General features: G+C 65.9%; 19 protein-coding genes. 10 read left to right on the top strand and 9 right to left on the bottom strand.

Annotated elements, in window-relative coordinates; translation table 11 throughout:
- Positions 1–1044: lytic transglycosylase domain-containing protein (locus J0J01_RS14510; protein WP_296381733.1), on the top strand; the 1044-nt coding region annotated here is incomplete at its 5' end.
- A gap of 60 nt (positions 1045–1104) precedes the next feature.
- Entirely contained in the window at positions 1105–2061 is a 957-nt protein-coding gene (locus J0J01_RS14505) for a hypothetical protein (RefSeq protein ID WP_296381731.1), read from the top strand.
- A 320-nt stretch (positions 2062–2381) separates the two neighbouring features.
- On the opposite strand, the gene J0J01_RS14500 is transcribed toward J0J01_RS14505, so the two are convergent.
- Positions 2382–2711: a hypothetical protein gene (locus tag J0J01_RS14500; protein WP_296381728.1), complete on the bottom strand. Its 330-nt coding sequence runs from the start codon at positions 2709–2711 to the stop codon at positions 2382–2384.
- On the opposite strand from J0J01_RS14500, the gene J0J01_RS14495 reads away from it, so the two are divergent.
- On the top strand, positions 2710–2880 hold the full coding sequence (locus tag J0J01_RS14495; protein WP_296381727.1) for a hypothetical protein: 171 nt from the start codon (positions 2710–2712) through the stop codon (positions 2878–2880). The genes J0J01_RS14500 and J0J01_RS14495 overlap by 2 nt on opposite strands.
- 3 nt (positions 2881–2883) lie before the next feature.
- Here the strand turns inward: J0J01_RS14495 and J0J01_RS14490 are convergent, their stop codons facing one another.
- Positions 2884–3081, bottom strand: a complete 198-nt coding sequence (locus J0J01_RS14490; protein WP_296381725.1) for a hypothetical protein — start codon at positions 3079–3081, stop codon at positions 2884–2886.
- Between the two features lie 135 nt (positions 3082–3216).
- Here J0J01_RS14490 and J0J01_RS14485 point away from each other — a divergent pair, with 135 nt between their 5' ends.
- Positions 3217–3495, top strand: a complete 279-nt coding sequence (locus J0J01_RS14485; RefSeq protein WP_296381723.1) for a hypothetical protein — start codon at positions 3217–3219, stop codon at positions 3493–3495.
- Here J0J01_RS14485 and J0J01_RS14480 read toward each other — a convergent pair.
- Complete coding sequence (locus tag J0J01_RS14480) at positions 3438–3734, bottom strand: hypothetical protein (RefSeq protein WP_296381720.1); 297 nt, start codon at positions 3732–3734, stop codon at positions 3438–3440. The two genes, J0J01_RS14485 and J0J01_RS14480, sit on opposite strands and share 58 nt — an antisense overlap.
- 50 nt (positions 3735–3784) lie before the next feature.
- Here J0J01_RS14480 and J0J01_RS14475 point away from each other — a divergent pair, with 50 nt between their 5' ends.
- Positions 3785–5065: a GDSL-type esterase/lipase family protein gene (locus J0J01_RS14475; RefSeq protein ID WP_296381718.1), complete on the top strand. Its 1281-nt coding sequence runs from the start codon at positions 3785–3787 to the stop codon at positions 5063–5065.
- On the opposite strand, the gene J0J01_RS14470 is transcribed toward J0J01_RS14475, so the two are convergent.
- The 6 genes from J0J01_RS14470 to J0J01_RS14445 are packed head-to-tail and all read right to left on the bottom strand — an operon-like array spanning position 5037 to position 8789.
- Positions 5037–6455, bottom strand: a complete 1419-nt coding sequence (locus J0J01_RS14470) for a hypothetical protein (protein WP_296381716.1) — start codon at positions 6453–6455, stop codon at positions 5037–5039. The genes J0J01_RS14475 and J0J01_RS14470 overlap by 29 nt on opposite strands.
- The gene (locus tag J0J01_RS14465; RefSeq protein ID WP_296381714.1) at positions 6452–6697 is read right to left on the bottom strand and encodes a hypothetical protein; all 246 of its coding nucleotides are present in this window, start codon (positions 6695–6697) and stop codon (positions 6452–6454) included. The genes J0J01_RS14470 and J0J01_RS14465 overlap by 4 nt, the downstream gene beginning before the upstream one ends.
- Positions 6694–7038, bottom strand: coding sequence for a hypothetical protein (locus tag J0J01_RS14460; RefSeq protein WP_296381712.1), 345 nt, complete (start codon positions 7036–7038; stop codon positions 6694–6696). Before J0J01_RS14460 ends, J0J01_RS14465 begins: the two co-directional genes overlap by 4 nt.
- Positions 7035–7670, bottom strand: coding sequence for a hypothetical protein (locus tag J0J01_RS14455; protein ID WP_296381710.1), 636 nt, complete (start codon positions 7668–7670; stop codon positions 7035–7037). Before J0J01_RS14455 ends, J0J01_RS14460 begins: the two co-directional genes overlap by 4 nt.
- Positions 7573–8445, bottom strand: a complete 873-nt coding sequence (locus J0J01_RS14450; protein ID WP_296381709.1) for a DUF1376 domain-containing protein — start codon at positions 8443–8445, stop codon at positions 7573–7575. The genes J0J01_RS14455 and J0J01_RS14450 overlap by 98 nt, the downstream gene beginning before the upstream one ends.
- 8 nt (positions 8446–8453) lie before the next feature.
- Complete coding sequence (locus J0J01_RS14445) at positions 8454–8789, bottom strand: hypothetical protein (protein WP_296381707.1); 336 nt, start codon at positions 8787–8789, stop codon at positions 8454–8456.
- An 81-nt stretch (positions 8790–8870) separates the two neighbouring features.
- Here J0J01_RS14445 and J0J01_RS14440 point away from each other — a divergent pair, with 81 nt between their 5' ends.
- The 5 genes from J0J01_RS14440 (at position 8871) to J0J01_RS14420 (ending at position 12041) form a co-directional block, all read left to right on the top strand.
- Positions 8871–9524, top strand: coding sequence for a helix-turn-helix domain-containing protein (locus J0J01_RS14440; protein WP_296381705.1), 654 nt, complete (start codon positions 8871–8873; stop codon positions 9522–9524).
- 98 nt (positions 9525–9622) lie between these two features.
- Positions 9623–10387 (top strand): TIGR04255 family protein, encoded by a 765-nt coding sequence (locus tag J0J01_RS14435; RefSeq protein WP_296381703.1) that lies wholly within the window; start codon positions 9623–9625, stop codon positions 10385–10387.
- Positions 10384–11070: a hypothetical protein gene (locus tag J0J01_RS14430; RefSeq protein ID WP_296381699.1), complete on the top strand. Its 687-nt coding sequence runs from the start codon at positions 10384–10386 to the stop codon at positions 11068–11070. Before J0J01_RS14435 ends, J0J01_RS14430 begins: the two co-directional genes overlap by 4 nt.
- Before the next feature lie 145 nt (positions 11071–11215).
- Positions 11216–11518 (top strand): hypothetical protein, encoded by a 303-nt coding sequence (locus J0J01_RS14425; RefSeq protein ID WP_296381697.1) that lies wholly within the window; start codon positions 11216–11218, stop codon positions 11516–11518.
- 241 nt (positions 11519–11759) lie between these two features.
- The gene (locus J0J01_RS14420) at positions 11760–12041 is read left to right on the top strand and encodes a hypothetical protein (protein WP_296381694.1); all 282 of its coding nucleotides are present in this window, start codon (positions 11760–11762) and stop codon (positions 12039–12041) included.
- The last annotated feature ends 267 nt before the right edge of the window (positions 12042–12308 follow it).

The raw sequence follows: 12308 nt of genomic DNA, 5'->3' as shown, positions 1-12308 counted from the left end.
CGCCGGCTCGCCATTCTCGAATCCTACTTCCGGACGTTCGCCCAGGCCGGCGTCGCCGCGCAGCAGCGCCACCTCCACGATCTCAGCGGCCCCGAGCGCGCCATGGCCGAGGCGATCCTGCGCCACCAGGACGACGCCTTCGCCCGCGACCCCTACGCCGCCGGCACCGCGCTCTATCCCGACGTCGGCCCGCCGCTGCCGGAAGAGGAAGTGGCAGGCCGGCTCACGCAGGTGCGCATGATCGCGGCGATGCGGGGCAGGGCCTTTGCGCGTCCCACGGCGGATGGAATCGAAGGTGTGGCGAACGACGGTGCTGACCCCAATATCGTTCAGGCCTCGCTCACGCCGGACGCGGCGAACCCGGATGACCCGCAGGTCGACGACGACGAGCTCGCGCAGGCGAAGCCCCAGCCAACCCCGTCGCGACAGCCGCCAAAGAAACCTTCGCCGGTCCCCAAGAAGGGCCCCACGCCAGAAGAGCTTGCCCAGCAAGCTCAGCGCCGCAGCGACCGCGTACGAGAGTGGGACGAGATCATGCGCACGCCTCCGACAGTCACCCAGGATCACCAGCTGCTGCCGGATGACTGGGAGGCGCATCTCGGCAAGATCGATCCCAACTACGCGCGTTGGACGAAGGAAGCCGCTCAACGTGAAGGCATTCCGCCCGTGCTGCTCGCACGTCTCCTGTACAAGGAGTCCTACTACAATGCGAAGGCGGGAAGTCGCAGAGGCGCCAAAGGCATCGCGCAGCTCACGCCAAGTGCCATCGAAGAACTGGGCCTCGACCCCAAGACGTTCCAGTATTTCGACGCAAAGACGTCGATCGACACCGGCGCAGCCTACCTTGCGCGCCAATATCGGCGGTTCGGAGACTGGCCGTCGGCCGTCGCCAGCTACAATGCCGGCTGGGTCTGGCTTACGCAGTGGCGCAGTGGGGAGGAAAAGCTAAACAACCGAAAGGTGGCCCGCCCAAGCGAGGAAACGAAGACCATGCTGCAGCGCGTATTTCGAGGCGATCCGAAGGCGTTTGACGGCCAAAACTGACGGTTGCAAGACATATGTCGGCAATTTCCCTAAGATAGTGGATCGACACAAGCTGTTCCGATGCGTTCTCTTACGCTTCTCTTCCGCCTGATCTTCGCACTCCTGGTCTCGTTGGGATTTGCCCCGACTGGTCAGGCACAGCAGCTTGATAGTTGGGACGACTTTGGCCTAGCCGAGCGATCGACCAACGCATCCTTTTTCCGGCAGCACGCGACCCTTCGGTTAGGCCGCGAGCACCGACTCCCGAACGGCATTTCCTGGCGCCTCCTGACCGATGTCGCAAGTGGCATCGCCATGCCGCGCCTGACGTGGATGCGCGACCGGCAGCGCTTGCTTGCAGCCAACCAATTGCTGGAGCAGCTGCATGGCGGCGAAATGCGATTGGAGGCCTCATGGCGGCTTACCTTGCAGGAGGCCTATGCGCGGGATCTGATGACTCCGCCGGCCCTCTTGCGTGATGCGGCAACTCGTCCTGCCATCGTCCAAAAGGACGTCGCCCTTACCTATGCGAGTGAACGGCTGGTGAGCCTGATGGTCGGCGGTTGGTTCGTATCACCCGGCAGCCATCCGCCTGACCTGCTAAGGGGCGTCACTTTTGATATTCAGACGGCGACAATGATGCAGGTGACGTCATGTCCCGGCGCGGGTCACTCTCCGGGCGATCGCAATCCATTATTTCGATATGGCCGTTTGCTAGACCTCTGCGACAAGGCCACCTATCGCCGCTTTGTTTCCCTGGTGAAGGAGATCGACGACGCGCAGCCGGTGCGCCACCTTCCTCGTGAAGCGAGTGATCGGAGTATGGGCTGCTGGCTGGAGGACCCTGGCCAGCCGTTGATTCGCGAGGACCAAGAATACGTCCTTTATCTCACCTTCGCAGGCTTGGCTGTGCAGGTGAGCGGCCCGGAATGCCCGCCAGTTCGCACGCCCGACAACCCGATCATCGTTCCCTATCGTCGGCTCGAGCCGTTCATGCTCGCAGGCCCGTGGCGCGACGAGTTGTTGAGGCTACGATGATGCCTTGCACGGGTGCGCGTGGCTGGAGATCAAGGACAAGAACGAAGCGGCAATGCAACGAATTCAATAGCGTCAGGGCCAGGGATAATAGGAGCCAGCACTTTCCGAGCGCCAGGCGCTGAGCCGGCGCGCGGCCGAGCTCGGCCTGTCCTTGAGGGAAACGCTCGCACTTGCCGGTTACTACGCGTTCAAGCATTCCAGCAACAAAGACTTGCTCCGCCCTCCCTACTTCCTCGACGCCGACACCCAAAAGTACATCGAGAAGGGATATGAGATCGGCGCAAAAAAGCTGTTCGAATAGAAGCAGAAGCGAACTCTAGCTAAGACCGTCGCCGGTCGAGCCAAGCCCAGCCGGCAGTTGCCGCAAGCGACAAGAAAACCACGGGTATGATGTGGAACGGCAGAAGGAGGGGCACAAAGAAGCGCAAGTAGAAGAGCACTCCATCGGCACAACGGCCGAAACCTTGCAGCAGATTTGCGTACTCCACTTTGATGCAACCAAGCAATCCAACGAACAGCTCACCGCCCACCAGCAGCCCGACCACCAAGACGACAAATCGGACGAGGTGAACTCGCAACCATCTGGTCGCCCCCTGACCGCCCATCGGTGATCCGCTCGTTCCACTCCGCAATATCGTCAGCCGCTTCATGTTCAAAGATCCCAAGCAACTTCGCTCACCTCTTGCCAAGTTCGATCCCGCCGAGCGAGACAGCAACAACCTGCTGTCCACTAAAGCCGTGCCGGCGCCGGTCGCGCTGCCGCCCAACCGACAGCCCCTTCCCAACGGCCTGCGACCGATCGAGGACATCGAGATTTGAAAGTCAGGCCTTCTTGGGCCGCTTCTTCCCGGTGGCCGCCTTCCTTCCGGTTTTCTTTGCCGCCGGGCTTCTCGCGTAGGCCGGGTAAAGCCGGTCGTATTCTTCGTCCGAAAGGGGCACGATCGGAAGAAGCTTGGGTTTACGCGGCTGCTTTATGCCCTGCAGGCGCTCCAGGTCTTCCAGGAACCAAAGCGGTTGCATCTGACCGAACTCATCGTGGGTCCTGATCTTGAGCTTGGCAACCTCTTCCGGGGTGGGCTATTTGATCTTTCGGGTCATCCTTGCTCCTCCCACGACATCCTATGATGTTGACCAATCGAAGCAATCTATCTTCGGTTGCATCTCGAAGAGCACAATATCCACAACAAGATCGACAGATCGCCCGAGGAGATCGACATCCTGCACGGCGCCCGCTCGCAGATCCTGCGGGCCGCGATCGAGCAGCGCATCGCCAGCGCCAAGGGCCCGCAGGCGCTGACCTTCTACGACCGCGTGAAGCAGACGCTGTCGCGATCAAGGACGACAAGACCGAAGCGGCATTGCCGAAACAGTGACGATCAGCCGGCCGGCCCGCTCACCCGCACGAAGCCGGCGCGGGTCATGCACAGCTCGTAGAAGCGGATCTCGGCCGGGAACCTGCGCTCGTCGGAGATGCGCGGCAGGCCGCGCTCCTCGCGCGCCGGCTGGTCGGGATAGCGCGCCGAGGCCTGGCGGCGCGCCTCGTCGCGGCAGTAGAGGCTCTCGCTGGCAGCCGGCAGCGAATGGTCGGCCGGCCGCTCCCAGCGCTCGCCCGGCGGCGTCGCGCTGCAGGCGGCCAGCGCCAGCATGAGAATCGTCGCTCGATGCGCAGGCATTGCCGGCAGCATACGCCCTTCCCGCGGCCGAATCCTGTTACGGTGACGCGATGGGTTGGGTCGTCGCATATCTCGGGCTGGACCGGCCGCGCCGGTTCGGCCGGCTGCTGGCGGCCGTGACGGCGCTGGCGCTGCTGGCGATCCTGCTGGCCGCCGCGATCCCGCTGGCGCTCGCCGGCCGGCTCGATACCGGCACGCCGCGCGCCGCCTACTTCATATATGTGTCGGGCGTGCTCGCGGTGGCGCTGCTGCTGGTGCCGTGGCCGCGGCTCGCCGCGATGGCGCTGTCGCTGGCGGCGCTGGAGATCGGGCTGGGGCTGGGCTCGGCGCTGCTGGTCACGGCCGGCCTGGCGGAGGGCTCGATCTTCCCGGTGAACTACACGGCCGAGCCGCGCTTCGACTGGCATCCGTTGCTGCAGGCGGTGCCGCGGCCGACGCCAGCCGGCACGCGCACGGCCTATGTCCACAACAGCCAGCGGCTGCGCGGCCGCGAGCGCACGGCGGCCGAGCTCGGCGACAAGACGGTGATCGCGCTGTTCGGCGGCTCGAGCACCTACGACCAGGGCGTGCCGGACGGCAGCACCTGGGCCGAGCAGCTCGAACGACGCCTCGGCCCGCGCCATGCGGTGCTGAACCGCGGCATGGGCGGCTACAGCACGGCCGAGCATGTCGTCCAGACCGCGTTTTACCAGGACGCCTGGGGCGTGCCGCCGACCTGCGCGCTCTACTATGTCGGCTGGAACGACCTGCACGAGGCGCATCTGCCGGGCCTCGATCCGGGTTACGCCGACTACCATCTGCGCGAGCAGATCGACGCCGAGGAAGTGCGGCGGATCGGCCGCCGTTCGCTCTCGCCCTCGCCCGTGCTCACCTACACCGCGCGCCTGCTGGTGCTGGCGGCCGACACGCCGCGGCCGGCGCTGTGGCCGGACGGGCCGACGCGCGCCGATCCCGATCCGCGCCTCGAGGCGATCTTCGCGCGCAACGTCGCGGCGATCTCGGCGATCAACCGCCAGCGCGGCGTCGCGACGATCTGGGTCGGCCAGCTCCTCAACCGCACGCTGCTCGCGCGCGATCTGCCCAACCGCTGGATCCCGCTGGTCCTCGACCGCGATCTCTGGCCGCTGGTGGCCCGCCTCAACGCGATCCTGCGGCGCGAGGCAGCGCGGCTCGGCGACGTCTACATCGACGTGCCGGTCGAGGCCTTCGGCCCCGCCGACTTCGTCGACCAGGGCCATTTCAGCGCCGCTGGCGCGGCGAAATTCGCCGACCGCCTCGCCCCGACGGTCGCCGCGGCCTGCCCTACCCCGCCAGCGGGTCGTACTCGGTGAGCGCCCGTCCCGGCCGGCCGCGGCCGGTGCCGTAGCCATAGCCGGCGCCCGCGGTGACCGGCTGGGCGAAGGTCAGCACGAAGGCGTCGGCGTCGTCGGGGCTGTAGCCGAGGCGAGCCTTCACCTGCTCCTTCGGCTCGAGCAGAAGGCGGTCGCCGCGGAAGGAGTAGGTCGTCTGGCTGAGCGCGGCGATCAGCTCGTGGCTCGCGCCGCCGGGCGGGAGCTGGCCGCCGCGGCGGATCCAGTCGACCGCCTCGAAGTACATCTCGGTGCGCTTGTTGTCGTAGCGCGGATCGTTGGCGCGGCCCGAGAAGGGAATGCCGATCGGCGCGCGGCCGAGCCGGCGGAGGTTGTCGATCCAGCTGCCGCCGAAGCCGCCGGTGTCATCGACGAAGCAGGCATCGGCGCCCCAGTCGGCCCACTTGCGCGCCACCGCGCCCGCGCCCTGCGTGCCGTCGATGTTGCGGAAGCGCAGCGGCGGGAAGGCGACCAGCCCCTGGCGCGGGAAGATCACGCTGGCATCGTCGCCGAAGCGCGCGACGTCGACGCCCAGGATGCGCGCGGCGCCGGCGATGTCCTCCGGCCGCCAGGCGCGGGTCGTCGCGGCGCGGCATTCGTCGGGCCCGATCAGCGTGTCGAGCGAGGCCGGCGGGAACCGGCCGAACACGTTGACCAGCACCCAGGGATTGTCGCGGCCGTACTTCTCGATCTGCTCGCGCGCCCACGCAGCCTTGACCCGCGTCGCGCGCTTGGGATCGTCGGGATCGGCAGAGATCTCGGTGACGTGCCACAGCCGCCGCTCGCTGGTGCAGGCGCGCCACAGCGGGCCGTCGAGATGGGTCGGGTTGCCGGCCTGCACGATGTGGCCCTCGACGCACGACGACAGCGCCGCCTCGGCGCTCGCCATCACCGCGTCGGGAATGCCGCCGCTCTCGTCGAGGATGAACAGGATGTAGTCCGAATGCAGGCCGGCCAGCGTCTGGCCGAGCCGCGCCTTGTCGGCGGTGCGCGCCCACGTCCGCGCGCTCATCCACCAGGTCTCGGGCCGCTCGCGGCTGAAGATGCGGGTCTTGGTCCATTCGAACATCGCCGTCAGCAGCGGCGACCTGGCCTGCCACTTCGCCATCTCGGCCCACAGATTGTCCGAGAGGTTGTCGCCGCTGATCGAGGTCGCCGCGATCTTCGGGTCGTCGCGCGTCAGCAGGAAGTTCCAGGCGAGCCACGCCATCACCGTCGTCTTGCCCGGCCCCTTGCACGCCTTCATGGCGAGCCGTGGCGCCTTGGGGAAGGCGCGCAGCACGTCGTTCTGCCACGGATCGGGCCGCACCCCGAACACGTTGCGCACGAAGCGCGTCGGGTCGTCCTTCCATTTCTCGAAGGCCTCTTTCATGGATCCTCCCGCTCGAATGCGGCCCGCACCATCTCCTGCAGGCTCTGGCCCTCGCCCGCCGCCGGCTCGGCCTTGGGCTTGCCGTAGGCGCGGTCGATCAGCTCGCGCGCGGCGGCAATGCGCACCGGGTCGCTGCCGCTGTTGCGCATCAGCTCGACCAGCGTCCTCACCGCCTCGTCGGCGTACTCGAGCGCGGCGTCCTTGATCTCGGGCTTGCCGGTGGATTTGGGCTTGCGGCTCACGGCAGCGGCTCCTGCGGCTCGAGGGGCGGCTCGAGGGGCGGCTCGAGGGGCGGCTCGAGGGGGAAGCGGCGGCGCTTGACCCGGCGCGAGGTCCAGTCGGTCCACTTGGCGCCGGCGACGCGCATGCGCCGCCAGTTGCCCGGCCGGATCGCCTTCTCCTCGATCTCGATCACGCCGCGCTTGTGCAGCGCGTCCATGAAGCGCCAGACCTCGCGCTTGGGCAGGCCGGTCTGCGCCAGGATCTGGTTGCGCGTCGGGCACGGCTTGCCGATCTGCTGCGTGATCAGCAGCAGCACGGCGACCGTGGCCTTGGCCTCGTCGATCGGTCGTCGGGTCCTCATCGACTTGTTCCCATGCTTTGGGCCTTTCGTTTCAGCAGATCGTCGAGCATGCGCTGCACCCGCTCGGCGTCGGCCGGGCGGTCGTGCTTGCGGTAGATCGCGACGGTGTTGGCGAGCCGCTGCTCCTGCGTCTCCTGCGGCGGCGCCGGCCTGGCGTCGCGGCGCGCCTGCTCGGCCAGCATCTGCTCGCAGCGGCGGCGGCGGCGCGCCCGCGCCTCGAGGATCGACCGCACCTGCTCGCGCAGCTCGACCGGCTTGGGCATCCACCTCAGCGCCTGGATCGCCCGCTGCGTCGCGGCGTGCCACAGCGCGTTGCCGAGATCGCCGTTGGCCTCCTTCCACACCTCGAAGCGCAGCCGCGTCGCCTCGGCCGACAGCTTCGTGTTCGGCTCGAAGGCGATCACCAGCGCCGCCAGGCACGCCGCGACCGTGCGGTCGTCGGCCGGGCGCGGCGTCAGCATGGCGAGCGCCACGCGCAGCGCCTCCGCCGGCGGCAGGACTTGCGGCGGCCGCCACGGCACGTCGGGATGGTCGTCATCCTCGGCCTGGCGCAGCGCCCGCGCGACCGAGCTCGGCAAGGGCTGCGTCGAGTCCGCTGCCAGCATCGGCAACCGGGCGATGTCGTCGGGCATAGCGACCCTCCAGGAGACGGGTGAATTTCTGCTCGTCGAGCAGCCAGTCGAGATCGAACCAGCGATGGAAGCTTCCGTCGAGGCCTTTGAGGAAGCCGGCGTCGGACGCGGCGGCGAGCGCCGCGCACCAGCCCTCGAGCCCGCCCGCCTCGGCGAGCCGCTGGCCGAGCTTCCAGCGCCGCACCGAGTTCAGGAACATCACCTCGGGCCAGCCCTCGCGCGCCGCCGCCTCCTGCCACAGCGCGAAGGCGCGATCGACCCGGTCGCCTTCTGCTGCGGCAGCAGTGAGTCCCTCTCCCTTTCTCTCTCCCTTTCCCTTTCGCGTGTCACAAGGCGGACTCGTGACCGTCACGCCGCGGGATTTCTCTCGCCATTTCAAGGTCCGGGCGCGATGGCTGATGCGCGCGCTCCACGCCTCGTTTGCGATTTCCGCGAGAACAGGATGATAGAGACGACCGTCGCTGCACTTCAGCCAGCCGCGCAGCGCCTGGACGCGGGCGCGGCGAAAGACCTTCAGGCTGAGGCCGGCATGGTCGGCGAGCACGCGCTCGTTGTCGGGCAGCGATGCTGCCGGCACCTCGTGCGCGAAGGCATGCCAATAGAGCTGCAGCGCGGCGGCGCGCGCCTCGGGCCGTGCTTCGATCCAGGTGGTCGATTTGAACAGCCGGTCGCCGAACAGCGGCATGTAGGGCATGCCGCGCAGATCGACCTCCGGCGGCACCATTGGCGCCATGACGAGGGGCTCGACGAGGGGCTCGACGAGGGGCTCGGTCATGACGGCCTCTACGGTCCGCGCAGCGCGATGGCGCGGGCGATCGTCGGGCGCACGCCGTGGCGCACGATCCGCTGGTAGTCGGCGCGCTGGCTGTCGTCGAGGCCGAGCGCCTGGCGGGTGCGCTCGGTGCGGCCGGCCTTGTGCAGGACGGCGGCGACCTGGGCGTAATCGACACCCCATTTGGCGGCGATCGCGGCGCGGCCGAGGCCGGCGTCGAAGTCGGCGACGATGCCGAGCCGGCGGGCGACCCGGGCGCGGCGGTGCTCGCGCGCGAGGCGGGCGAGGTGGAGGGTGGCGGCGGCGAGGTCGGCCTGGATGTCAGGCAGCGGGCGAAGGCTTGACATTTCGTCCATCGATTACTAATTGATTGATAGTTAATTAACAATAGGCGAGACGTTAAGCAGTTGTCAAGGAAAGATATACACATGTCAGAGCTCGGCGATACGATCCGCGCGGCGCGCGAGGCCAAGGGCATGTCCCAGGTCGCGCTGGCCGCTTACTTCGGCATCTCGAAATCCGCGGTTAACCAGTGGGAATCGGGCAAGAACGTCCCCGACCAGCGCAAGATGGCGGCGCTGGCGGAGAAGCTCGAGCTCGACCCGGCGCTGCTGGTCCGGCTGGCCGGCATCCCCGTGCCCGGCGCGGCGCCGCTGGCGGTGATGAGCCCGGTGCCCAACCAGCCCGGCCGGCCCGACATCCCGGTGTGGGCGAGCGCCGAGGCGGGCAGCGACGGCGCGATGGTGCTGGTCAACGAGCCGGTCGACTGGATCCGGCGCAGCGAGCGCATGCAGGGCGTGAAGGCGCCGTTCGCCTTCTACGTGATCGGCCATTCGATGAGCCCGGCGATCGAGCACGGCGACCAGGTGGTGGTGAACCCGAGCCTGCTGCCGACCGCCGGCAAGGACCACGTCTTCCTGCAGACCCAGGAGGACGGCACCATCCTCGCGCTGGTGAAGCGGCTGCTCCGCACCGGCTCGACCGCATGGCGCGTCCGCCAGTTCAACCCGGCCAAGGACTTCGACCTGCCCAAGGCCAAATGGAGCAAGGCCCTGATGATCAGCGAGAAGCGGGTGGGGTAGGTAGCCCGTGGACTCGGTCACGCGCGTCCCTGACGGCTCCATGGTTGTAGCCATGGAATGTGTGCATATATATTTGCCGCAATCGACAGCTCATCACAGTGCCCCAAAAATACTCCAAGCCACCGATCGTCGAAGCTATCCTACAGCTCCGATATGGCAGCGCGCTGACTGACGCTGAGCTCAACCGGCTTCCCAAGCTTCTGCAGGGAACCTACCCAAAGTCGAAGCCGGAAGCTGACATCGAGCTAGCGGTCGAGATCGGGAAAGACGGCCCAGCTACCGCAACGCAGGCTCATCCCAACACCATCGACACGGGAGCGCGCTTAATTAGCAGCGATGACCAACGGACCGTCATCACGCGAAGCAGAAGCATCCTGTTTGCGTATCAAGCTCCCTACCCTGGGTGGGATCAGTTTCTCGCTGAAGCTCGGGAGGTTTTCGACACAGTCCGCGAGAAGCTCGGATATCGTCAGCTAGCGAGCGTTGGCCTTCGCTACACAAATAGGATTGATGTGCCCCTCGGTGCCTCTCAGGAGACGGTCGTACCGGGAGACTACATGGTCCTGGGTCCTGCCCTTCCCAATATCCCTATCTTCCCAACGGTTCGTACCTATCAGTTAGTCGCAGATATCGACCTTCGAGTTGATCAACTTGTTGCCCGTGTCCAAGCAGCCACATTGGAACCAGCCTTGATCAATCATGCATCGCTGCTGCTGGACATCGATATCATGGCTCAGCATCACGTACCCCAGAAGATAAACGAGCTCTGGGAACTGGTGAGCCGCATGCGCCAAGCCAAGAATGAAATTTTCGAAGCGTGCGTCACCGAGAAGGCGCGCCAACTTTTCGGAGCGGGGACATGAAGCACGAACTCTCCTTTGAGGCTGCACGACCTCAAGCGGATGGATTTGGATTTGGCCTTCGCGTGGCGGACCGGCGACTTCAAGATTGGCTTTCGTCATCCGCCGCCGGTTACGCAAGTTCAGCGGTGGGCTTCCTGGAACCTCTTGTCTTCCACTCCGTCGATCAACAGGCTTTCGGCGTTGCTTCACTTTGGCAGTTTGGCAAGCGCGCTCCGAAACCTATCCAGATTCCCAAGACGATAGCCGCTCCTGAGGCGAACCCGGTCGCCGCGAAGCTGTTCGATGCCCGGGCGAATGCGAAGATGATAGCCGCCCAGGTGTCGATGCACTTGACGCCAGACTGGCGCACCAAGATCTATCGCCAAGTCGATCGGCTACTTGATGCCGAGCAGTGGGAGGAAGGCGACGGCCTGCTCGATGCCTCGTCCATGAAGACGTTTCTACGTTTTGTCATTTACGCGAACGTCTCGACGGTGCCGTCCCTGGGTATGGCCGCCACAGGCCAAGTCATTGCCGGCTGGCGCGCTGATACGCGTCGACTCACCATTCAATTTCAAGCGAACGATCTTTGCCGTCTCGCCATTTCTCATTTCGTTGGTGACGACACATCCATCATCAGTTTCAGCGGGTCCACCGTAAAGGCCTACTCCTTCCTTGAGCAGGTGGGATTTTCGCTTGGCTAGGGGGACTACGCGAATTGACGACAACGATCACGTCTGTCGTTACGTCCGCCCCACCCTACTCGACATCGACCCGGACACGAATGAGGTGCGAGGTGTTTTCAATGCTGCCTTCCACCTCAGGTCGTCAGACGAAGGTGAATTGTCTGTGAACCATCTGGAGCATTATCCCGGCGGGGCTACTGAACAGCTCAAGGCAGTGATGCTTGCGAAGAAGGCATCAGGGTTCGGCATCAAGCACACGAGCGCTTTCGCGGTTCTCCAAGCTGGCGAGATTGTCGCGGCCGGCAAAAAGGTCAGCCTCTCGCTTGCTTCCTATAAGGATCCCATACTGCCGCATGAGCCGTCACATGCAGTCGTTTGGGGGCTACCCAAGGACGCAAGCTCCGAAGTGTTCGAGGATCTGGCACGAATAGCTTCGAGACGGTTTTTCTTGGCGAAGAACCTGTAGGGTCGTCGCGCTGAACGCGCGAAGCGCTGCTGCGCCGCCTCAACGTAACCTCGGCGCAACAGGACCAGGCATAGTTGTATTGAGCATGTCGCCGCGCGCCGTTGGCGCTGGCGTCGTGCGCGGCCCGATCCCTACTGAGGAAATGAGATCGTCGATCGCGTTGGCACTCTCGCTCGCCGCCCTGCATGGGACTTGCAAAGCCGAGCCTCCTCCTCCGACATCCGAGTCGAGCGCGGCGGCGATGCTGCCTGGTTGCCTCGAGCTGGTGCGCAGCAAGGGAACGGTGGACTCAGCCCCGGCCCGCTTCTGCAGCGGCACGATCGACGTCCTTCTCTATCTCGGCGAGCTACTGCCCGACGACTACAGCTCCTGCGTGCCCCTCGACATCCCGCACTACCGGGTCGTCCAGGCCGTCGTGGACGAGGTCGAAGCCGTCTATCCGTCGGTGCACAACCAGCTCTTCAAGGGATTGGCGCTGGAGGTGCTGCACGACAAGTGGCCGTGCCGACCCGTGGCCCGGTGAGGCTGCCTCTCCAACGGCCACAGATTTGCCACACCCTTTCCACACGCGGAGCGCTAAGCGCAGAGGGCGAGCAGGGAGGGGGACATGGAGCTCGAATTTCCGGGGTTCGTTCTACTGCTTCTGGTGGCCATCGGCCTCGCGGTCCTCGGACCGGATCGGCATGCCGCCTGCGATCGCCCCGATGGGATGGCGGCCATAACGGAAACGACACAGTGTGCAGGCGCCGCCCCCTGCACCGCCTACTAGCCGCCTTGCCGGCCGGCCACG

Origin of the sequence: Reyranella sp. (assembly GCF_017305915.1) — a bacterium.
Taxonomy (GTDB): domain Bacteria; phylum Pseudomonadota; class Alphaproteobacteria; order Reyranellales; family Reyranellaceae; genus Reyranella.
The sequence above is the reverse complement of the archived record's forward strand: the minus strand, read 5'-3'. Positions and strand labels throughout refer to the sequence as shown.

Bases quoted from the DNA above. Each gene is read 5' to 3' on its own strand.
- J0J01_RS14460 (WP_296381712.1), bottom strand. From the start codon at position 7,038: ATGAGGACCCGACGACCGATCGACGAGGCCAAGGCCACGGTCGCCGTG.
- J0J01_RS14445 (WP_296381707.1), bottom strand. From the start codon at position 8,789: ATGTCAAGCCTTCGCCCGCTGCCTGACATCCAGGCCGACCTCGCCGCC.
- J0J01_RS14455 (WP_296381710.1), bottom strand. From the start codon at position 7,670: ATGCCCGACGACATCGCCCGGTTGCCGATGCTGGCAGCGGACTCGACG.
- J0J01_RS14475 (WP_296381718.1), top strand. From the start codon at position 3,785: ATGGGTTGGGTCGTCGCATATCTCGGGCTGGACCGGCCGCGCCGGTTC.
- J0J01_RS14470 (WP_296381716.1), bottom strand. From the start codon at position 6,455: ATGAAAGAGGCCTTCGAGAAATGGAAGGACGACCCGACGCGCTTCGTG.
- J0J01_RS14420 (WP_296381694.1), top strand. From the start codon at position 11,760: ATGCTGCCTGGTTGCCTCGAGCTGGTGCGCAGCAAGGGAACGGTGGAC.
- J0J01_RS14430 (WP_296381699.1), top strand. From the start codon at position 10,384: ATGAAGCACGAACTCTCCTTTGAGGCTGCACGACCTCAAGCGGATGGA.
- J0J01_RS14490 (WP_296381725.1), bottom strand. From the start codon at position 3,081: ATGCAACCGCTTTGGTTCCTGGAAGACCTGGAGCGCCTGCAGGGCATA.
- J0J01_RS14495 (WP_296381727.1), top strand. From the start codon at position 2,710: ATGTTCAAAGATCCCAAGCAACTTCGCTCACCTCTTGCCAAGTTCGAT.
- J0J01_RS14480 (WP_296381720.1), bottom strand. From the start codon at position 3,734: ATGCCTGCGCATCGAGCGACGATTCTCATGCTGGCGCTGGCCGCCTGC.
- J0J01_RS14450 (WP_296381709.1), bottom strand. From the start codon at position 8,445: ATGACCGAGCCCCTCGTCGAGCCCCTCGTCGAGCCCCTCGTCATGGCG.
- J0J01_RS14505 (WP_296381731.1), top strand. From the start codon at position 1,105: ATGCGTTCTCTTACGCTTCTCTTCCGCCTGATCTTCGCACTCCTGGTC.
- J0J01_RS14440 (WP_296381705.1), top strand. From the start codon at position 8,871: ATGTCAGAGCTCGGCGATACGATCCGCGCGGCGCGCGAGGCCAAGGGC.
- J0J01_RS14500 (WP_296381728.1), bottom strand. From the start codon at position 2,711: ATGAAGCGGCTGACGATATTGCGGAGTGGAACGAGCGGATCACCGATG.